Source organism: Streptomyces finlayi (assembly GCF_014216315.1).
Classification (GTDB): Bacteria; Actinomycetota; Actinomycetes; order Streptomycetales; family Streptomycetaceae; genus Streptomyces; species Streptomyces finlayi_A.
The window spans coordinates 1,738,472-1,758,469 of record NZ_CP045702.1; the positions used below are offsets into that span (position 1 = coordinate 1,738,472).

The 19,998-nt window shown below is 70.4% G+C and carries 25 protein-coding genes; all 25 read left to right on the forward strand.

Translation table 11 applies throughout. From position 1 onward, the window contains the following. The first annotated feature begins 49 nt into the window (after window positions 1–49). The 25 genes from F0344_RS07825 (at window position 50) to F0344_RS07945 (ending at window position 19,987) form a co-directional block, all read left to right on the forward strand. Window positions 50–1,522, forward strand: coding sequence for an SCO6880 family protein (locus tag F0344_RS07825; protein WP_185298090.1), 1,473 nt, complete (start codon window positions 50–52; stop codon window positions 1,520–1,522). Between the two features lie 129 nt (window positions 1,523–1,651). Next, a complete protein-coding gene (locus F0344_RS07830) occupies window positions 1,652–2,116 on the forward strand; it encodes a DUF6238 family protein (protein ID WP_185298091.1) in 465 nt (154 codons plus the stop codon). Between the two features lie 28 nt (window positions 2,117–2,144). Further along, window positions 2,145–3,659, forward strand: a complete 1,515-nt coding sequence (locus tag F0344_RS07835; protein WP_185298092.1) for a VirB4 family type IV secretion system protein — start codon at window positions 2,145–2,147, stop codon at window positions 3,657–3,659. 15 nt (window positions 3,660–3,674) lie between these two features. Further along, a complete protein-coding gene (locus tag F0344_RS07840; protein ID WP_185298093.1) occupies window positions 3,675–4,235 on the forward strand; it encodes a hypothetical protein in 561 nt (186 codons plus the stop codon). Window positions 4,236–4,354: 119 nt separating this feature from the next. Then, the gene (locus F0344_RS07845; protein ID WP_185298094.1) at window positions 4,355–4,531 is read left to right on the forward strand and encodes a hypothetical protein; all 177 of its coding nucleotides are present in this window, start codon (window positions 4,355–4,357) and stop codon (window positions 4,529–4,531) included. Further along, entirely contained in the window at window positions 4,521–5,474 is a 954-nt protein-coding gene (locus F0344_RS07850; RefSeq protein WP_374940072.1) for a hypothetical protein, read from the forward strand. The genes F0344_RS07845 and F0344_RS07850 overlap by 11 nt, the downstream gene beginning before the upstream one ends. A gap of 34 nt (window positions 5,475–5,508) precedes the next feature. Then, window positions 5,509–6,276: a hypothetical protein gene (locus F0344_RS07855; RefSeq protein ID WP_185298095.1), complete on the forward strand. Its 768-nt coding sequence runs from the start codon at window positions 5,509–5,511 to the stop codon at window positions 6,274–6,276. A 51-nt stretch (window positions 6,277–6,327) separates the two neighbouring features. Further along, window positions 6,328–6,870, forward strand: a complete 543-nt coding sequence (locus F0344_RS07860; RefSeq protein WP_258049752.1) for a hypothetical protein — start codon at window positions 6,328–6,330, stop codon at window positions 6,868–6,870. Window positions 6,871–7,160: 290 nt separating this feature from the next. Then, on the forward strand, window positions 7,161–7,958 hold the full coding sequence (locus F0344_RS07865; protein WP_185298096.1) for a hypothetical protein: 798 nt from the start codon (window positions 7,161–7,163) through the stop codon (window positions 7,956–7,958). Window positions 7,959–8,060: 102 nt separating this feature from the next. Next, window positions 8,061–8,807, forward strand: a complete 747-nt coding sequence (locus tag F0344_RS07870) for a hypothetical protein (RefSeq protein WP_185298097.1) — start codon at window positions 8,061–8,063, stop codon at window positions 8,805–8,807. Between the two features lie 27 nt (window positions 8,808–8,834). Further along, the gene (locus F0344_RS07875) at window positions 8,835–9,008 is read left to right on the forward strand and encodes a hypothetical protein (protein WP_185298098.1); all 174 of its coding nucleotides are present in this window, start codon (window positions 8,835–8,837) and stop codon (window positions 9,006–9,008) included. 58 nt (window positions 9,009–9,066) lie between these two features. Continuing rightward, the gene (locus F0344_RS07880) at window positions 9,067–10,230 is read left to right on the forward strand and encodes an IS701 family transposase (RefSeq protein ID WP_185302568.1); all 1,164 of its coding nucleotides are present in this window, start codon (window positions 9,067–9,069) and stop codon (window positions 10,228–10,230) included. 151 nt (window positions 10,231–10,381) lie between these two features. After that, window positions 10,382–10,825 (forward strand): hypothetical protein, encoded by a 444-nt coding sequence (locus F0344_RS07885; protein ID WP_185298099.1) that lies wholly within the window; start codon window positions 10,382–10,384, stop codon window positions 10,823–10,825. Between the two features lie 47 nt (window positions 10,826–10,872). Beyond that, complete coding sequence (locus tag F0344_RS07890; protein ID WP_185302569.1) at window positions 10,873–11,667, forward strand: glycosyltransferase family 2 protein; 795 nt, start codon at window positions 10,873–10,875, stop codon at window positions 11,665–11,667. A gap of 16 nt (window positions 11,668–11,683) precedes the next feature. Continuing rightward, on the forward strand, window positions 11,684–12,874 hold the full coding sequence (locus F0344_RS07895; protein WP_185298100.1) for a hypothetical protein: 1,191 nt from the start codon (window positions 11,684–11,686) through the stop codon (window positions 12,872–12,874). A gap of 24 nt (window positions 12,875–12,898) precedes the next feature. Beyond that, a complete protein-coding gene (locus tag F0344_RS07900) occupies window positions 12,899–13,351 on the forward strand; it encodes a hypothetical protein (protein ID WP_185302570.1) in 453 nt (150 codons plus the stop codon). 83 nt (window positions 13,352–13,434) lie between these two features. Then, window positions 13,435–14,532 (forward strand): hypothetical protein, encoded by a 1,098-nt coding sequence (locus F0344_RS07905; protein ID WP_258049753.1) that lies wholly within the window; start codon window positions 13,435–13,437, stop codon window positions 14,530–14,532. Between the two features lie 27 nt (window positions 14,533–14,559). Continuing rightward, window positions 14,560–15,831 (forward strand): MFS transporter, encoded by a 1,272-nt coding sequence (locus F0344_RS07910; RefSeq protein ID WP_258049754.1) that lies wholly within the window; start codon window positions 14,560–14,562, stop codon window positions 15,829–15,831. Window positions 15,832–15,880: 49 nt separating this feature from the next. Next, complete coding sequence (locus tag F0344_RS07915; protein WP_185298102.1) at window positions 15,881–16,378, forward strand: hypothetical protein; 498 nt, start codon at window positions 15,881–15,883, stop codon at window positions 16,376–16,378. 100 nt (window positions 16,379–16,478) lie between these two features. Next, entirely contained in the window at window positions 16,479–16,904 is a 426-nt protein-coding gene (locus F0344_RS07920) for a hypothetical protein (protein ID WP_185298103.1), read from the forward strand. Then, window positions 16,901–17,755 (forward strand): relaxase/mobilization nuclease, encoded by an 855-nt coding sequence (locus F0344_RS07925; RefSeq protein ID WP_185298104.1) that lies wholly within the window; start codon window positions 16,901–16,903, stop codon window positions 17,753–17,755. The genes F0344_RS07920 and F0344_RS07925 overlap by 4 nt, the downstream gene beginning before the upstream one ends. Window positions 17,756–17,768: 13 nt before the next feature. Beyond that, window positions 17,769–18,464 carry a hypothetical protein gene (locus F0344_RS07930; RefSeq protein WP_185298105.1) on the forward strand — a complete coding sequence of 232 codons (696 nt, stop codon included), beginning with the start codon at window positions 17,769–17,771 and terminating at the stop codon, window positions 18,462–18,464. A gap of 23 nt (window positions 18,465–18,487) precedes the next feature. Continuing rightward, window positions 18,488–19,246, forward strand: a complete 759-nt coding sequence (locus tag F0344_RS07935; protein ID WP_185298106.1) for a hypothetical protein — start codon at window positions 18,488–18,490, stop codon at window positions 19,244–19,246. A gap of 58 nt (window positions 19,247–19,304) precedes the next feature. Next, window positions 19,305–19,712, forward strand: a complete 408-nt coding sequence (locus F0344_RS07940) for a hypothetical protein (protein ID WP_185298107.1) — start codon at window positions 19,305–19,307, stop codon at window positions 19,710–19,712. A 113-nt stretch (window positions 19,713–19,825) separates the two neighbouring features. After that, the gene (locus tag F0344_RS07945) at window positions 19,826–19,987 is read left to right on the forward strand and encodes a hypothetical protein (protein ID WP_185298108.1); all 162 of its coding nucleotides are present in this window, start codon (window positions 19,826–19,828) and stop codon (window positions 19,985–19,987) included. The last annotated feature ends 11 nt before the right edge of the window (window positions 19,988–19,998 follow it).

Here is a 19,998-nt window from a genome sequence, read left to right on the forward strand (position 1 = left end):
TCCACGCCTCCCGCCCCCGGGCCCCACCAGAGCTCCCAGGACCTGCCACTTGACTGACCTCTCCGCCGCCCCGGTCACGGTGAAATTCCCGCACCGGTCCCGCCGCGGCATCCTCCTCGGCCTCTCCTTTCCCCAACTCATACTCGTTTCAGGTGCGTTGGCACTGCTGTTGGTGACGGTGGTCTCCACCGGCCTGATCGGCGCCGTCGCCCTGACCCCGCTGTGGGCTGCAACCGGTGCGCTCGTCACGATCCGCCGGCACGGCCGCTCACTGATCGACTGGGCGCCGATCGTCGCCCGCTACGCCCAGCGCCGGCGCGCCGGCCAGACACTCTGGCTCGCCCGGCCCGTCACCCGGCCCCGTCAAGACGGTGTCCTCCATCTGCCCGGCACCGCGGCCTCCCTCAAGGTCGTCACGCCCGGCGACTCAGCCAACGGGGCCGCAGCCGTGCACGACCCGCACCGCCAGACCCTGACCGCCATCGCCCGCGTCACCAGCCGCGCCTTCGTCCTGCTCGACCCCGCCACTCAGAACCACAACGTCAACAGCTGGGGACGCGCACTGGCAGGCATCGCCCGCACCGGGCACATCGCCACCGTCCAGGTACTGGAGCGCACCGTCCCCGACAGCGGAGACACCCTCACTCGCCACTGGGCCCAGAGCGGTCAGCCCCAGGCCCCGGTCGCCGGACAGATCTACTCCGAGCTGGTCGCCTCGGCCGGCCCCGCCGCCGCGCCGCACGAGACCTACCTCGCCATCTCCCTCGACCTGAAGGCCGCCAGGCGCCTGATCTCGCAGGCAGGCGGCGGGTTGCCTGGCGCGTTCACCGTCATGGAGCAGACCACCGCGTCCATCGCCCAGGCCGCCCGGAACTCCGGACTGATGGTGGCGGGGTGGCTGAGCTCGCGGGAGATCGCCGCCGTCGTGCGCACCGCCTACGACCCCAAGGCCCTCGCCGCACTCCAGCAGTGGTCGGAGACCGGCCGCGCCGAGGCGGACCCCGCAGCCGCCGGCCCCGTCGTCCAGTTCGAGGAGTACGACCGCCTCGCCACCGACTCCGCCCGCCACGCCACGTACTGGGTGGAGAACTGGCCGAGGACCGAGATGGGAGCGGGCTTCCTCCACGGGATCATGTTCACGGCCGGAGTACGGCGCAGCCTGTCCCTTATATACGCGCCCCAGGGGCTCGAGTCCGCACTGCGGGACGTCCAGCGGAAGAAGGCTGCGATCATCGCCGACGCGAACGAGCGCGCCCGCAAGGGACAGGTCGACAGCGAAGAGGACTCCGTCGAGTACGCCGACGTCAAGACACGAGAGCGTCAGCTCATCGCAGGACACGCCGACGTCGCCCTGACCGGCCTGGTCACCGTCACCGCCGAGACCGATGCCCTCCTCGACGCCGCCTGCGCACAGATCGAGACCCACGCCGTCACCTCGGGAGTCGACCTGCGACGGCTCAACTACCAGCAGCCCGACGCCTTCGCGCTCACCGCACTGCCCCTCGCCCGGACCGCGCTGTGACCGGGGCACAGCTCACCACCGGTGCCGCTCCGCACCTGGTGGATGAGGTCTTGGCCAAGCCCGCCGCCAGTCGATCGCACTGCGGCGACCGCCACAGCCCCTGTCTCCCGGCAGGAAGGACCGCCACCTTTGACCTCTCCCACGCGTCCGAACGACGCGCATCCCTATCTCCGGGCAGCGAGCGCCGGAGTCCGCCACCACACCCGCGCCCTGGTGCAACCGGGCGTCGCCCCGGCCAAGCCAGTCGACCGTGTGCACCTCGACGTACTCCACGCTCACCTCACCGCCCTGCACCAGCTCCTCGACCGGCTCGCCGAGACCGCCCGGCCGCCGCACCCCGCCGCAGGCCGGCACCTCACCACCGCGCACACGCGCCTCTGGCAGGCCACCACCGAGATCCACTCCGCCTTCCACCTACTGCCCAGCCACACGGCGCCAGAGAGTACCCAGACGAACGAATGCCATCCGGAACGGCTCCCCGACGGACCACCCGTGCTGACTATCTGCCAGCGCCACCTCACTGCCGGACACGTCATCCGGCGCAAGACCACTCCCACCGATCTCCGCTCGCACACCACGGCCTGCGTGCGATGAGCACCACCCGCAGAATCGAGGGCCCCTGATGAACCACCGGCCCGCCCGTCGAGCCCGCCGCGCCAGCGCCAGCCCCCTGTTCACCCCCCACGGAACGGACCGGGCCAGCCGCAAAGAGGCCCGCCGCCAACTCTCCGAAGCCACCGCCAAGGCCCGTGCCGAAGCAAGCACTCATCCGGCAAGCGGCACTCCCGCCGAGAACGAGACTCCCGCCGCGCTCTACCCCCCGAGCGGACGCCCAGGACCCGCCTCGGCCCGCAAGAACCGGCTGAAGCTGCCCGCCCACCGCATGACGACCGCCGTGGCCGCCGGCGCCTACCCCTTCCTCGCCGAAGGGGGCCTCGGCGCCGAAGGCATCTACATCGGCCGAGACGTCCACGCCGAGGCATCGTTCGTCTTCGACCCGTTCGCCCTGTACGGCAAAATCGAAGGTTTCACCAACCCCAACATTTTGCTGGCCGGCGTGATCGGCCAGGGCAAGAGCGCCCTGGCAAAGAGCTTCGCATTGCGTTCGGTCGCCTTCGGCTACCGCGTCTACGTGCCGTGCGACCCCAAGGGCGAGTGGACGCCCGTGGCCAACGCGTTGGGGGGCACGTCCGTTGCCCTCGGCCCCGGGCTCCCCGGCAGGCTCAACCCCCTGGACGCGGCCCCACGCCCGGAGAGCATCGCCGAGGCCGACTGGGTCGGTGAGATTCGCAAGCGGCGCCTCCTCCTCCTCGGCTCCCTCGCCCGGACCGTCCTCGGCCGGGACCTGCTGCCCATGGAACACACCGCCCTGGACATCGCCCTCGACACCGTCGTCACCCATGCCACCGACACCGGCCGCACCCCGCTCCTCGGGGACGTCGCCGCCACCCTCAACAACCCCGTCGCGCTCGACGAGGCCGCCGGGATGATGTCAGGACGACTCGGTGACGCAGCCCGAGACCTGGCCCACGCCATGCGGCGGCTGATTCACGGTGACTTGGCCGGCATGTTCGACGCCCCCTCCACCGTGGCCTTCGATCCCAACGCGCCGATGCTCACCATCGACCTGTCCCGACTCGGCGGCTCCGGCGACGACACCGCGCTCGTCCTGGCGATGACCTGCGCCTCCGCCTGGATGGAATCCGCCCTCACCGACCCCAACGGCGGGCGGCGCTGGATCGTGTACGACGAGGCATGGCGCCTGATGCGCCACGCCGGCCTCCTGCAACGCATGCAGGCCCAGTGGAAGCTGAGCCGCGGCCTCGGCATCGCCAACCTCATGGTCATCCACCGGCTGTCCGACCTGCTCACCGCAGGCGACGCCGGTTCGCAAGGCCGCGCGCTCGCCGAGGGCCTCCTCGCCGACTGCAGCACCCGCATCATCTACCGCCAGGAAACCGACCAACTTCACGCTGCGGCCTCGCTGCTCGGCCTGACGTCCGTGGAGATGGACGCCATCGCGCACCTCAACCGGGGCCGCGGGCTCTGGAAAGTCGCCGGACGATCTTTCATCGTGCAGCACCTCCTGCACAGCCACGAGCTGGCGCTCTTCGACACCGACGCCCGCATGCATTGAAAAGCAAAGGGGCTCATGAATCCCGATATCCAACGCGAACTGATACCCCGCGACGACACCCTCCAACTTATCGGAGCACTCGACGAGATGAGGGCCAAACTCGCTGGCTCCGCCGAACAGTGGCACCTGCTGGACGACACCGGTCACGTGCCCGCCTCGGCCTCATACGCCGACCTGATCCAGCACTCCGAAATCGCACAGTCCCTCGCCCACGGCGTTGTCCAAATGGTCGCCGAGTTCGCCCGGACCCCGCACAGCACGAATCGAGCCGGCAGCACCGTCCTCACCCACCTCGCGACGGCCGCCACCATGTCGAGCTACGCAGCCCCGCACTTCGCCGACACCGCAGAAGCCGCTCTGGCCCTACCCCAGTCCCGCGACAATCAGTTCCTGGAAAACCGCATGGCCGTGCACCACGCCACCGCCCGTGCCTATCTGCGGCGGTCGTCGGAATCGCTCCGTGACGCGGTCAAGGAACTCCACGCCCACCTCGACCTCCACCGCTTCTTCCCGACGTACACCCTCCAGGAAGCAGTAACGCCTCCGCCGCCAAGGCCGAGCACGCGCCACCGATAGCCCGCGCTAGTGCCGATGCCGGCGCCATACAGCCAAGGAGCACCCTGAACCGCCCCGCCCATTACAGCGACGCAGACTGGGCCGAGTACCAGCAGTGCCAAGCCGAACACGATGACCTGATGGATCAGGTCGCCGACCGCGAAGCGCAGATGGAACACGGCCTGATCGACACGTACGACGAGTACGAATTCGACTTCTCCCCGCTACCACCGCCGCAGCAACCGCCGCAGCCCGCACGCCGGATGCCGTCCCTGCGCCGTACGCGTGCCCCGCACGGGAGCAACCGTGCCCGCTGACGGCAAGGGCACCCCGTACGCCGTCCGCGCTGGTACGCGCGACATGCCGGGTGATGCTTCTCCGCTCGCTCCGCTCCCCGACCACCGCGATGTGCACACCTCTCGGTGGGAGGTGCTGTGGCAGCGCCACGCACACCTCACTACACCCCTGCGGCAGCGCGGGCTGGAGTGCGACATCGAGTTCGGCCTCAGTGCCTACATCGTCCGCGTGTCGCTCCCCGACGACAGCTACCTGATCATCAGCCCGCCGCAGGAGCCTCCTCCGGACCGTCTGCCGGGGGACCCGGAGGGGTGGATCGTGACCCGCCAGCACACCGAGCGCCATGAGCTGTTCGAGTTGATCTACGACTCGGCTCCCTCCACCGATCCCAGCGCCCCGGAGCGGCCCGAAGCACGCCACGGTGGCAGTGCCTCACACCTGATCGAGGCCGTCGACCAGCGGCTCATCCAGCTCGGGCTGCTCGCCGTTCCTCCCTCGTCGGCCGGAGACCCGCTCGTGTCGGCAGTCAAACAGCGCGGCGCTCACCAAGCCCAGCACGGTGCGGCCGGGAAGGAGCAACACGGCGCCTACCTCTACGGCGACGCTCTCCTCGCTCTCACCGACCGGCTCAACGGAACCGACTCGCATGTGGAGGCCGCCGAGCTGCTGCACCAGATCCTGGACCCGACGGACGGCCTGCTGGAGCGGCTCGGCGAATTCTTCGAAGCAGCCGGGGAGAAGGCAAAGGAAGCTGAGGAGGACGACGGCTTCGATCTGTCATACGACTTCGCGGACGCCGCTGCCGAGATCAGGAACCTCGGGGAGGTGCTGCACGTGGCCGAGGAACGGATGCGCTCCCTTACCGCACCCCCGCAGCCCCACCGGCCAGCAGCACTCTCGACCCACGCGCCAGCCCTGCCGCCTACCGCCCTTCCTCCCGCCCGTCCACGGCACACACGCTGATGCCGCAACCCATCCGCGTCGCACCCAGGAGCCCATGCCCACGCAACGCACCGACCTCTCCGCCTTCGCCGCCGGCCTCGCCGAGCGCCTGCCCGGCGCCTGGACCAGCACGTACCAGCGCCACGCGGAGTACAAGGACCAGTTCCCCACCACCAACCAGCTCTGGGATTCCGGCCACGTCGGCTACATCGTCAGCACGTACGTTCTCGCTCACGACGCCGTCCTGCATGGCCCCGAGAACCAGCGGCTCTACGTCAGCGACAGGCCCCGGAATCCGCGCCAGTTCGTCGTCGCCCCGCTCGAACCCGACGACGATGACCTCAAGCCCCATCACTTCGACGAGGTCGAGGAACCCCACGGCATCGCCGTCGCCAACGACCCCGCGCGTGCCGCCGCCGACGTCACCCGCCGGGTACTGCCCCGATACGAGCAGGCTCTGCACGAGCTGTTCCGCTACGCGGTGGACCAACCCGAACCCCCGCACCGCCCCGCCCCACCACAGGTCTCCCAGGTCCTCACCCTGACGATGTACGACGACGGAGCCCTGGGCGCTCCGTACAAAAGCGTGCCACCTGATGCCCGTACGACGCTGTACGACGCCGGCTTCAATTACCACCCGCACCAGGCAGCCTTCCTCCTGTCCGCCGAACTCGGCGAGAGCGTGCACGCACTCCGCGTCCAGGCCGTGGCCCAACAGCTCACCGCCAAGGGCATCGGCGTGAACCTCCGCCACTGCGCACCCCGCACCAGCCCCGGGCTTCCGCCTGCGCCACCGCAGACCGCCCGCGCGCACCACCGTTGATCCAGACCGCACGTGCCCCACGGAGTTCCCCTGCTTTCCGAATACGACGCCATGAGCCAACTGCGCGCAGTGGCCGAGCGCATCTACCGGGCGGCCGACGAGATGCCGCTCACCGGCATATCGCAGTTCCCCCGCGACAGCCTCGACGAACTGGACGAAAGCGCCCGCGAGATCGCCGGACTGTTCATCCACATCGCGACCGCCGCCGCGTACGCCGACCGTGAGACGACCGGCCGTCCAGGTCAGACGGACGAGGCAACTCAGCGCCGCGTCACCGCACTGACGCGCGTCGCGGGCACTGTGGGACGCGCCCTCGCCGACCTCGGTGAAGCCGTCGCCCACGCCGGCGGCCTGCACCAGGTTGCCCGCCTACCCCGCTCTTCGGAACGCGCCAAAACCGAGCGTTCCCTGCGCACCGCACTCGACGACCGGCTCGACAGCGCCCGCCGCCACCTCCACGAGGCGGGCCGCCAGCTCTACGCCGACACCGAACGGCTCACCCCGCCGCGCACCCCCCGCAGCGCCCAAGCTCCGTCCCCGGTACCCGTCGCCCCACGACCCGCCACGCCGACCGCCACCCCCCGCACTCACTGATCACCGACCTGAAGAACTCTGGAGCCCCCATCCGTATTGCCCGTCGCACCCTGCCGCTGCTCGGCTCCGCCGTCGCTCTCGCCCTGGCTCTGACCAGCTGCGCCAACGACAGCAACAGCCACGGCAACGAGAAGGGCCCCAGCGCCCGCACCACGCCGAAGCCGACGCCCGCCCTCAGTACCACCCAGGCCCGGGACGTCATCACCCACTACGCAAAGATCAACAACGAGGCCAACGCCACACGCGACCGCGCCCTGCTCGACACTGCCGAGGACGGCCCGCTGTACGCGATGTCCGTCTCGGACTACACCGAGACCGAGGGCCTGCCCAAGGCTGACCGCAAGCCGTACAAGCCGTGGTCCTACGACACCGCGAGCGCCAAGCTGTACATCCCGCGGCTGACCCCGGGACAGGACCGCTGGTTCGCTGCCGCACTCTCGGACCAGAAGGGCAAGGCACCCTCGCGCCTGGCCGTGTTCGCCGAACGACCCCAGAACAAGCGCTGGGAGCTGGTCTCCGTCGTCGACCCTGAAGGCAAGAAGCTGCCCGACGTCGCCCTCGACCAGGACGGCTACGCAACGGCCGTCGCCGCCAACGGCAACAAGCAACTGGCAGCCGGCGCTGACCTTCTGCGGTCCGCGGTCCTCGACAACTTCGCCACCGGCGGCATGAATACCGGCACGAAGGTCTTCGAGCCGACCGTGGCGAGCAAGCAGCAGATCGAGGTCCACGACAAGACCGGCACCCGGTACGGAGACCAGGGCACCACCGTCTTCGCCGGTGCCGCCAACCGCTACAAGGACGCCTACGCGCTCAAAACGAGCGACGGCGGCGCCCTGATCCTCTTCTCCCACACGCACACCCAGACCGACGCCGTCGCGCACTCCGGCCTCCAGATCAACCCCGGCAAGGACGACCGGGCCTGGCTCCACGGCGTGCCGCGCAGCTCCATCCAGTACACGTTCGTGTGCAACGACGCCGCCACCGTCCCCGCGAAGGCCGCCCCGTCCCGGCTCATCGGCTACACCTGCGCGCGCACCGACGCCTCCGGCCCGCCAGTCGCTTCCGGATGGTCGGACCGCGCGTAGGCCATCCCCTCACCCCAGGGCCGAATCGGGCCCGGCTTCCCCCAACCCTCCGGGGCCCCGCCCGCTGGTCCGGGCCCCGGACAGCAGCCCACGGAGATGCCCTTGCCCCACCACAACCTCACCGCATTCGTCCACGCCGTCGGCACCCGACTGCCCGGCCGCTGGCAGGCCGAAGCCCACCCCACGTCACTGGCAGAAGACCCGGCCAGCGACCGCATCTGGAACTCCGGCCCCCTCGCCTACACCGCGCACCGCAGCTCCCCGACCCACCGGTCGGTCCTCACCTCGGCCAGCGGAATCCAGCTGTACGTCACCGAACACCCCTCCCGAAAAAGCCAGTTCGTCGTGGCGCCGATGCTCCCCGCAGGGACCAAGCACGACCACACTGCCGGGGTCGCCGCCCCTAAGGCCGTCACGGTTCCCGCCGATCCGGTGCGCGCCGCCGCTCTGGTCCGCCGCCGTCAGCTGTTCGACTACCGCGTCGCATCGATGATGGCGCAGAGCAGAGCTGGCGCCGGACCACACCTGCCCGTCGACATCACCCTCGGCACCGACGGCAGGCCCCGCGTGACCACGGTCTACGCGCGCGCCCTGTACGAACTCCTGGGAAGAGAAGGCTTCCTCCTCGACCCCGCGTCCGGCAAGTGCTACCTGCCCGAGACCGTCGAGGACCCCATTCCCCGCACCCGCCAGGCCGCGCAGCGGCTGGCCGACATCGGTTTCAGTCCCACGTTTCCGGAAGGCGACAACAACGCTGCCTCCGCCAGCGGAACGCAGGGCTTCTCTCCGTCCGCTCCGGCCGGCCCGCCTCCGCTCACTCCGGCCCGCACGCACCGTGCACCGCGCTGACCGACTCCGAACGCCAACATCCCGACTGTGGAGACCTCTCTGTCCACTCGATCCTTCATCGCCCGCCCCACCGACCCCCTGCACTACAGCGGTATCCAAGTCCGCCTCGACGGAGTACCCAGCCACCACCTCCCCCTGCTCCTGACCGCCTACCACCACAAGTTCGGGCGCGACCTAGTACTGCAACCGCATGTGGCGTGACAGGGCGCCGTCTTGGTCGTTGGACTGACTGTGTGATGAATCGCTGACGGTCGCGCAGATCGAGAACTGGTCCGAGGGGATAGCCGATCTTCATGCTCGCTTTGCGGGCCGTTTCGGCAGGTCGGAGCCGCGTGAGCGGGCGCTGGACTACCTGAGTACGTTGCTCGCACCGCTGGAGAAGAAAAACGGGTGGACGCTGGCCGAGCAGGCTGGCCAGCGTCGCCCCGACGGTTTCCAGCGGCTGCTGAACTTCGCCGACTGGGACGAGAATGCCGTCCGTGACGACGTGCGTGACTTCGTCGTCGAGACGATCGGCGCCAAGGACGCGGTGCTGATCGGGGACGACACCGGCTTCCTGAAGAAGGGCGTCAAGTCGGCCGGTGTCCAGCGGCAGTACTCCGGAACGGCCGGCCGCACGGAAAATTGTCAGATCGGCACGTTCCTGGCCTACGCCTCCGTGAAAGGCCGGGCGCTGATCGACCGGGAACTGTATGTCCCCGCCTCCTGGACCGATGACCGCGAGCGGTGCAGGCAGGCCGGGATCGGTGACGAGGTGCCCTTCGCCACGAAGATCGAGCATTTCAAGTGGATGCTGCAACGCGTGATCGACGCCCGTGTCCCCTTCGCCTGGGTCACTGCGGATGAGGCATACGGCCAGGTCAAACACATGCGGGCCTGGCTGGAGGAACGGCACGTCGCCTATGTACTGGCCACCAAGGTCAACGACATCGTGACCACCACCGATGGTGCGGTCGCCGAGGTGCGCGACCTGATCACCGCAGTGCCCCGGCAGAGATGGAAGCGGATCTCCGCCGGAGCGGGCGCGCACGGTCAGCGGTTCTACGACTGGGCCCGGATCGCTGTCCGCCCGCAGTGGCAGGACGGCTTCGGGCACTGGGTCCTGGCCCGCCGCAGCATCAGCGACCCCGCCGAGATCGCCTACTACGTCTGCTACGGCCCCGCCACCTCCCGGCTGAAAGACCTGGTCAGAACCGCTGGCGCACGGTGGCAGGTGGAGGAATGCTTCCAGATCGCCAAGGGCGAATGCGGCCTGGACCACTACCAAGTTCGTCTCTACCGGGCCTGGTACCGGCACATCACCCTCGCGATGGCCGCCCTCGCCTACCTGACCGCCACCCGTGCCGCAGAAGCCACAAAAGGGGCAGCCGAGACGACGAGCAAGACCTCATACCCCTCAGCGTCCCGGAGATCCGCCGGATGATCGGGCACGTCGTCATCACGCCCCGCTGCCACGACAACGAGCACCGTCTCCGCTGGTCACACTTCCGACGCCGCAGCCAGGCCCGAGCCCGCCGCTGTCACTACCAACGCCGAGGCCAAAACCCACACATGCGGTTGCAGTACTAGAGGCCATGTCCTGCCACCTTGTCGACAATGTCGCCATCGGCTGGGACCAGCTGGGAACCGATCTCCTCGACGACGCCCCGCCCGCGCTCATAGCCGCGCTGACCGGCGGTGAGCAGTGGCCCAGCCGCCCGCTGAACCTGATCACCCCGAACGGGGCCCCACCGGTGCGCATGACGGTCACCGACTACACCGCTGACGCCCAGGACATGCAGTGGGGCTACATCCTGCACAGGGAAGGCATCGAAGTGGTCAGCCTGCTCCACGAAGACCTCGGCCCGCTCGTGGACTGGTCCACCGACCCTCGCACCGTCTTCAGCGACGACCCGGAGCACTGGTCCTCCCTCGATCCCGCACCGGTCATCCAGGCCGTCCGCAACACGGCGCCCCAGAACGCACCTGTCGCAGTCCCCGCGACGGCCAGCCCTCAGCGCACCGTCGCGCACCGCTAGTCGCCCCTTCGTCTCCGGAGACTCCTCTGCCCCCGCACGCCACGCCCCTGATCACCGTCATCATCGCCAGCCGCCTGCGGGAGGACCGGCTCGGCTACCTGAGCGCCATGCACGCCAGCCTCACCCGGCAGTCCGTTCCCTGGGAGGCGATCATCTCGCTCGACGGGGTCTCTCCCGACCGCCTGCCCGCCCCGCTCGCACAGGACTCTCGCGTCCGCACCCTTGCCCTGCCTCGCCCGGTCGGCGCCGCATGCGCCCGAAACCTCGCCCTCCCGCTGGTCCGCACCCCGTACTGCAACTGGGCTGACGACGACGATGAGTTCACCGACGACGCCATGTCCGTGCGGCTGAACACTCTGGAATCGGCCGGGGTTGGCTGGTGTGCCGGATGGAGTGAGGACCGATACCTGGACGGGACCACTCGACTGTGGCGGTGCCCCGCCCCGCCCGGCAGGCACGAGGCCGGCGATGTGTGGACGTACTGGAAGTCCCCGGCAGACACCATTCCGATCGGGCCGACGACGATCCTCGCTCGCACCGAACTCGTACGCGCCGCCCCGATGGGTGGCCTCGTCCAGGGCGAGGACTACTGCACGGCCGTCGGCATATCGAATCTCGCCCCCGGGATTCTGCTGCCCACCCCCGTGTACAGATACCGAAAGCACGCAGGCCAGCTCACGGCCCAGCCCGGATACGACCTGCTGGAGACGGCGGCCCGCGAACACGCCTGGCAGTACGGCCGCAGCCTGCGCTCCCTCCTCCGCGACCACCAGCCGACGCCCGCGCTCAGTGTCCGGCCGCCGGAACTTGCCGCAGGGCCGCCCGCTCGCGCGCGCCTCTGACCTCGGGACTACCCACATGACCAACCCGCCCACCGCGGAAATCATCCTCTCGACCAGCCACACCCACGGCCTCGTCGCCATCGCTGCCGGCGAGGAGTTCCTCCAGGCCCGTGACGCCCTGCAGGAAGCCGGGTTCAGCCGCCTGCCCGGCGGCGCCTTCGCCGCCCCGCTGAGCGAGGCACAGGAAGCCCGCGACACCGCCAGCGCCCTGGTGCACCGCGCGCACGAACACGGCGCGAGCATCACCACCAGCAGCCGCCCCTACCTCGGCGACACCGGCCAGGAGATCGCCGCCCGACTGCCCGGCACCTGGAGCGCAAAGGTGGAGATCTATCCCCGCAAGCACTGGCAGGAGGACATCGTCGGCTCGCTGTGGGACAGCGGAGACCTCCTGAAGGCAATGCTCGACGTCCATATCCCGTGTGCGGTGGTGCTGAACAACCATGCCGGCACCGAGCTGATGCTGATCGAACGTCCCGGGCACGCCAGCGGCTACCTGGTGGGCGCCTTCGCCACCGAGGAGTACGACGACAACTGGGACGAGCCGAACGCGCCGCGCAGCATCCCGCTGCCCGCTGCGACGGACCTCGCCGCACGCGCTGTCGCCCACACCTTCCTGCCCGCCTACCGCAGGGCCCTGCACCACCGGCGGCTCGACACCGTCATGACCGCACTGGACCGGATCCGTCCGGAGCACGAGACGCTGCAGGCGGTCAAGGAGTCCGGCCGGTTCAGCGAAGGCGTGCCGCTCGCCAACTCGCGCCTGCTGCCGGAGATGGAGCGTGCATTCGCCGACCACGCCTGGCTCTCCTTCCGTGACGTCCTGCAGCACGCCCCGCTCCTGCTCAGCCGGTGCCGGCCCACCGCGAGCCCTTGGCCCCAGGACGCTGCCGCGATGGCCCGGCTGCGCGACGCACTCGCCGGCAGCCAGGACGCGTGGGCGGATTTCAATGACCTGCGCACGGAGCTGTACTCCATCCCCGCGGTCCTGCCGGCCCACGAGTGGAGCCAGGTGCGCAGCACGCTCGGCACCGCCGTCCTACCCGCGATCGAGACCTGGCTCGCGGACAGCGAGGCGTTCGAGCGCCAGGCCCGCGCCGCCGTCCCCGGCGGGCAGGTGGCCCTGTCCGCGCCCAGCCCCCGTCTGCTCACCACCCGCCCGGCCCAGCCCCCTGCGTCCCGGCCAGCGGCGAACGCACACCTGTAAATGCCGTAGAGAAGAGGACTTCCCCTGTCTGACCAATTCCGCTTCGGTACCCACCCCGACCTGGGCTTCGTCGCCGCCGCCTCCCCAGAGTTGCCCCAGCACCTGGCCGAATGGTTCCTGACCCGCGAGCAGTTCGAGCCCGTCCCCACCACACCCGGGCTGTACCGGCTCAGTGAACCCGAGCGCGATGGCCACCGTCGAACACGCCAGGCCGTAACTGACCTTCGTCGTCAAGGATATGCAGTGCACGCCGACATCGTCCTTGATCCCGCAGCCTCGCCCGGCCCGCCGCGTCCGGCTCTGCCGAATGGGCTTCTGGAGCGCCGCAGCCGCCTCGCCCAAGCTGCTGCCGGCCGGACGACGCAGCGCGGTACGCCGCCCACCACCTCGCCGCCTTCGGCCCGTCCGATCCCGCCGAAGCCCTCCTACGCGCCGACCGTCCACCTGACGGCCTCGGGTGCCGGGCGGTCCCGGTGAAGCCCGGCAGCGAGCCGGCCCCCGCAAGCCCCGTCCCGTCGGCATCCAGCCTTGCTGGCCGAGCTCGTGACTTCCGACTGCGGATGGCCGTCATCGACCTCAAGGCCGAGACCGCGCTCGACACGACACGGGACCGCTACGGGCGCACCGTTCACCCGGGCGCCGCGGCAACCACCCGCGCCCAGCGCTACCAGGCAGCCGTCGAGGCATACACCACACATCTCGCCCCGTACGCCGACGCACTGCTGGATGCCGCCCACCGTGCTCTCGACGAGCTGCCGCCTGCCCGCCACACCACCGGGTGGCGCACCGTACTCGACGGCCTCGCCGCCTCCACCGCCGAGATCCGCCACGCCCTGGATCGGCCCGCCGCCCCCGGCTCGGCAGCCGAACATGCGCAGCACACGGCCCTGTGGCCTCACCTCACCGCCTGGGCGGACCACAGCGCCATCGCCGCCAACCTCGCCGACCAGCACCAGCAGCCCCAGACCCCGCTGACCGGCGACGAACAGCAGATGTGGACCGAGAGGGCCCGGGTCGCGCAGAGGCGAGGGGAACTGGATCTGATCGAGTCGTGGTTCGCGGCTGACGGCCAGCCGATCACCCTCGCCTACCTGGTCGAAGACGACGACTCGACGGTGATCGCTCTGCGAGGCGACCCGGACGCACCGGGCTGTCAGGTGATCGGGCACTACACCCACGAATACGAGGCCGGGCAGGCGCTGCCCGCCGCTGTCCCGCCCGGCGTACTGCGGGCGGACGTCTCGCGGTTCAACCGCCCGGAGCCCGTCCCTGAGATATCCCTGCAGGAACTCATCCGGGACGTCACCGAAGCACAGGCCGCCGGTGACGCATCCAACGCGCTACTCACCGCCACCCAGCACGGATACGACGCGGGCCCGATGGTCCGCCTCAAGGAACTCTTGGAAACCGCAGGCCAGTTCAGCTCCGCACTGGAGACCGTGCAAGGCCGGCAGATCGCCGCCCGCCTTGCCGCACTCGGCCGGCAGATCGACTTCCTCACCACCGAAGTGCACGAGGCCGCAGAGGACCTCGGCGCGACCGTCGCCGTCCTGCCGCCGCACCGCGTCCCTGTGCCACGGGCCCGCCCGCGTCCCGCCGTGGACACCACACCGCCCGTGCCACCGCCCCGAGCCGCCGCGACCGTCCGCCACCGCTAGGCGCCATTCCCCGAGAGAAAGCCCCCGTTGTCCCTGACCGCACCACCGGCCCCCACGCCGCGCATCACCTATGGCGCGGTGCTGGGCAGCCCGTACGTCGCCCGCCTGCTCGGCGGCACCCTCACCGGCCGCCTCCCCAACGGAATGGCCCCCGTAGCCATCGTTTTGTGGGTCACCGCGACCGGGGGCAGCATCGCCTTCGGCGGACTGCTCAGTGCCCTGTACGGGCTGGCCTCCTCGGTGGCACAGCCGGTCAAGGGACGCCTGATGGACCGCCATGGCCAAAGCGCCGTGCACCTCCCCGCCGCCCTGCTCAACTCCGCACTTTTGGCAGCCCTGCCCCTGGCCGGCCCGCACGGTGGGCCGGCCCTCGCCACGGCGATCGTCGTCGCCGCCGGTCTGACCACGCCACCGTTGGAGGCCGGTCTCCGGGCCCTGTGGCCGAGCGTGCTGCCCAACCCCCGGCTGCGGCACGCCGCGCTCGCCCTCGACACCGGCACGCAGGGCGTGCTGTACATCGTCGGCCCGCTGCTCGTCGCCGCGCTCGCCTCCGCGTACGGGCCGTCCCTCGCGCTGGATGTCACCGCTGTCCTCGGCCTGGTGGGCACTGCCGTTGTCGCCTTCGCGCCGCCTTCCCGGCGTTGGTGCCCCGCACGGCCCGCGAGCGAGGACGCCGGCCGGGTACGCAGGCTGACCAGTCCCGGCCTGGTGTTGCTGTTCATCTCCCTCACCGGGGTCGGGTTCGCCATCGGAGGCATGAACGTGTGGGCCATCGCCATGGCCGAGCAGCACGGGCAGGACATGCTGTCCGGCATCATCCCCGCCGCGTTCTCGACCGGCAGCCTCCTGGGCGGTCTCGTCTACGGCCACCGATCCTGGGCCAGCTCCACCACCGGCCGTCTGGTCACCGCAGGAGCCGTGTTCCTGGCCGGGTGGCTCCCGCTCCTCGCGCTGCTGGGCCCGTCCGCGGCCACCCTCGCGGTCGCCGTCCCCGGCGCGTTGCTCACCGTGTTGGTGGCCTGCGCCTACCAGTCCACCGACGCGCTCGCTCCTGCGGGCCGCACCAGCGAGGCGTACGCGTGGCTGATCCTTTCGATCGGTGTCGGGCAGTCCACGGGCACCGCCCTCGCCGGACGCCTCGCCGACCACGCCCTCGCCGGCGCCGCACTCCCCGCCGCCGGCGCGGCCTTCGCACTCATCGTCCTGCTCGCGGCACGCCCGCACCTCGCCCCCGCCGGGCACATCGCCCGGCGCGGCCGACACCGGCGCCCGCTCTCAGGCCGACACAAAGCCCCCTGAGCAGCAGGCCAACACCCTTCTAATGCAACCTACTTGAGGAGAATCCTTTATGGCTGTCCGTACGCAGTGGACTGTCGAGCACTCGTGCTCCCACCAGGTCGTCCATGATCTTTCGAAGCGTCCCGCCGACAAGCGGGCCGGTTTCGCCCGCTGGCTCGCGGCCAAGGACTGCAGCGAATGCTGGAAGGCGGCTCGCGACGCCGACACCGAGTCCAAGGAAGAGTGGCTCGCCGCGAAGCGGGCCGAGGAGCAGCAGGCTGCCGTCGAGTGGGCGACGAAGTTCGACATGCCGCAGCTGGAGGGCCCGGAGCGGGCCTTGGACTGGGGTCAGCGGTCCCGTCACCAGCTGATGGTCTCCGCGCACGCCTCGCTGGTCGTCGAGGGGTCCTGGGACGAGGCGGACTGGGCGGAGCTGGAGGAGAAGGCCCGCTCGATCACCCGTGCTGGGTGGTGGATTGACCAGCGGGATGCGGAGGGCGCTGACCTGCTCGAACTCCTCGACGCAGCGGGCGAAGAAGACCGTGGGACGGAGAACCCGTTCCGGTGATGGAGGCGCAACATAGCCGGGAAACGCCGGTTAGCCAAACCGGCGATCTTCCGGACCATTGTTCCTCCCACCGCCACCCGCCTCGCGTGGAAGGAACCGTATGTCCCTGACCCCACCCACTCCGGTGTTCGCTCCGACACCGGACCCGCTCACCCCTGACCGGGACATCACCCACGCCCACTTCCGGGCCGGCGACACGGTCGTCGTCCTGAAGGGGGTCGCCGGGGGAGAACTGTGGGGAGACGCGATGCGCGTCATCACCCCGTCCTGGCACACCCCGACCGACGAGAACGGCTGGCGGCTGCGCGACGCGACCGGCGGCGCCCAGTCGTACATCACCGCCCACCCCCGTTACCTCGTCCACCTCTCCCGTCGCTGCCCGGACTGCCTGATCCACCTGCGCGCCATGGAGGACCGCCTCCTGCCGAAGCACACCGGGGACAACACGCTGATCGACTGCGGCTGGTACACCACCACCGCCCTCAACCAGCTGGTACACATCGCCGACGTTCGGGGCGGCCGGTGATTCCCCGTCTCCACGAGCGGGCCCACTCACCGCACGAGCCGCTCGCCGAGGCGCTGGGGCGCCCGGTGTCGCCGGACGAGGGACTCACCGAGCACACTGTCGTCGCCCACTGGCCGGGGCTCGACTACTACACCCTGGACGACGAGCAGAAGATCTGGACGTCCGTCGAGTGGACCGAACACCTCGAAGACCCCTATCTGGAATACCCGTTCGCCGCCAGCCCGCAGGATGACCGGCACGCCGTCTTCCACCTCAGTGTCCGGCTCCATCCCGACGACCGTGTGCTGGCCGGCCCCGAGTGGGCCGAGATCGCCCACCGGCTCGCCCGCGCCGCCGGCATCGAGGTCCCCGGTGACGAGAAGGGCTGCCGGTGGATCGCCCTCCAGGCCCAGCCCGGCCGCCTCGATCTGCTCGCCAACCTAATCCGCCTGGATGGCGCGTGGGCCCCCCAGCGTGGCGATGCCCTGCGGCGCCTCTCGGAGGAATCCCGCCGCATCGAGCAGGACCTGCGTCTTATCCCCGCACCAACTTCTCGGCCACAGAACGCCGACCGGCTCGTCCCCGTGGCGTCCACCCAGCTCGCGACCATCCTGTCGCAGCTCGCCGACGAGCAGTCCGGGCCGCTGGCCACGGTGCGCGGACTCGTCGAGCACACCGCTCACCGGATCGCACGACAGCCCGGCGCGGCCGGTGCCGCCACAGCGCATCGCCTGGAGCTCATCGCCCACCGGCTGCACTCCGTCCAGCAAGACCTGGACACCGCGGCAGCGCACCTGAGTGCCGCGGCCCGTCCCCGTGTAGCTGCCGCACCGCCTGCCGCAGCCCGGCACCCAGCACATCGATCGCCGTAGGAGAAACGTCTCTTTGCCCCTTGCCGACCGCTTCCTGGACATCCGCCGAGATCCGCACTCCGACGAGGTCCTCGCCCGCGGTGGAGACCCCGAGGCGCACAGCATCCTGCAGCGCACCGGTTTCGTCTCCGTCGTCCGCGTCCACGAGACCTACCACCGCGCCCCCACCGGTCTCGCCGAGGACGAGGAGTCCCGCCTCGCTACCGGCGCCGTCGCACGGCTTCGATCCGCCGGGTACCACGTCGACTGCGACACCGCCTTCGACACCCAAGCCCGCCCGCCCAGTTACCTGCCACTGGGCGCCACTGTCTCCCACCTCGCCGAGCGCATCCGCGCAGCCACCACGACCGAGGAGGTGGCCGACGCTCTCACCGAGCTGACCGCCGCCCACAACGGCATCCTCGCCGCCCTGGGCGAAGTCCTAGCTGCAACCGCCGAGTTCCATGACGAACTCGGCGAAGCAGCCGACCCGCATATCGCCAGGCGGCTGCGCTACCTCGCCGACGAGCGCCTGCGCTCCATCCGCACCGATCTCTGCGACACACGCAACGCGCTGGCCGACCGGCACGCCCCGCATCCCGGCCGCAGCACCTGCACCGAAGAGGTCTCCGCTGCCGAACGCGAGCGCTCCGCCGTGTGCGCCTGCCCGCCTCCGCCGCGCACGGTTCCCGCCCCGCCACCGCCGGTGGCCGCCGGACTGCGCCGCTGACCCCCACCTCGCCCAAGGACACCATGCACGATTACGAAGATTCCGAGCGCCTCGCCTCGTACGCCGACGTCCTCGCCGGTGAACTCCCCGGCGCCTGGACCAGCTCTTACCACTCGCCCCAGGACAAGGACGACCTCGTCGAACTGACCGAACGGGTCTGGGACCTGGACCTCGTCGCCGAGTCGCTCGCCGAATTCCCGCTCCAGCAGGCAGCCCTCCTGAGCCGCCCGGACGGAGCCCAGCTCGCCGTCCTCGACAGGCACGACGAAGGCGACGGCTTCCTCATCGCCGCCGTCGCCCCCCGCGCTCTCCCCGACGAGGCATACCGCGGAGTGCGCGAGCCCAATGGCATCGCGCTGACGGACGACCCGTTCCTGAGCGCCGAGACCGTAGCGGGCGACCTCCTCGCCCGCTACGACACGGCGCTCGCCCAGGTCCGCCACAACACCATCGGAGGCACCCAGCCGTCCCAGCCGGAAAGGGTCGTACTGACCTGGCAGCAGGACGGCAGCGTCGCCGCCGCGCCCGTCGGAGAAACAGCCGCCGCCGTCCTGGTGGCCAACGGCTTCGTCCAGGACACGCAGACCGGAATCCACCGCCTGAGCGGTGACGACACCACAGCGCAGGCTCGCGCTCTGCGCCAGATCGGCCCGCAGCTCGAAGCTCACGGTATCGGCACCGGCCTCCAGCACCTCTCCGGTCGGACCGCACCCGCCGCCACTCCGGCCGCCGTACCGCCGGCACCGGCTGCCACGCGTGTCCCGGCCCACAGGGCTCGCTGAAGCCGAGGAAGCAGCAGCTGCCCCCGCCCCCCGCCGAGGCTGAACTGGAGAACCTTCCATGGCCAATCTGGCCGACGAGTACGGCACCGACGTCGAGATCTACGTCAAGGCCCTGACCACGACCATCCACGCCGACACTCCCACCGGCGCCCCGGCCAAGCTCCACGACCTGCTCGAACAACTCGGCCTCGAACGCCAAGAGGTCCGTACCGCCGGGCCCGTCTACATCTGGCACGTTGCGCCCGAGCACCTCGGCGTCAACGAGCAGAGACGCCTTGCTACTCGCGCGATCCCCGCCCTCCTCCTGGCTGGCTACGAGGTCAGCTGCGCCGGCGAAGTCTTCGACGAGCCCGCCTACCAGCAGGCCGTGCGCGAGATCCGCACCGGGAAACCCAATCCTGCGGCGCAGCGCCCGGCACCGGCCGCATCTCCCTCGCACCCCGCACCGTCCCGCCGCACCCCGTGAAGCTGGCCGGGTGGTACCGGCTCCCCGCCGGTGTCACCCGGCCAGCACCGCCCGACCCATCGGAGAAACCTGTAGCACCCCCGCCCATCACGCCCCGCCTCAAGCCCCGCCTCGTGACCGCCCTGTTCCGCCGCTACCTGCGCGCCGTCACCGTCAGCAGCCACGACCGGACCAACCCACTGGCCGGCGGTCGCCCTGAGGCCGCGCTCGACGAAGCCCGGCGCCGCGACCTGTTCCTTCTCGTCGAAAGCCAGCGCATCCGCCACCACGACTAGCAGCCCGCCCG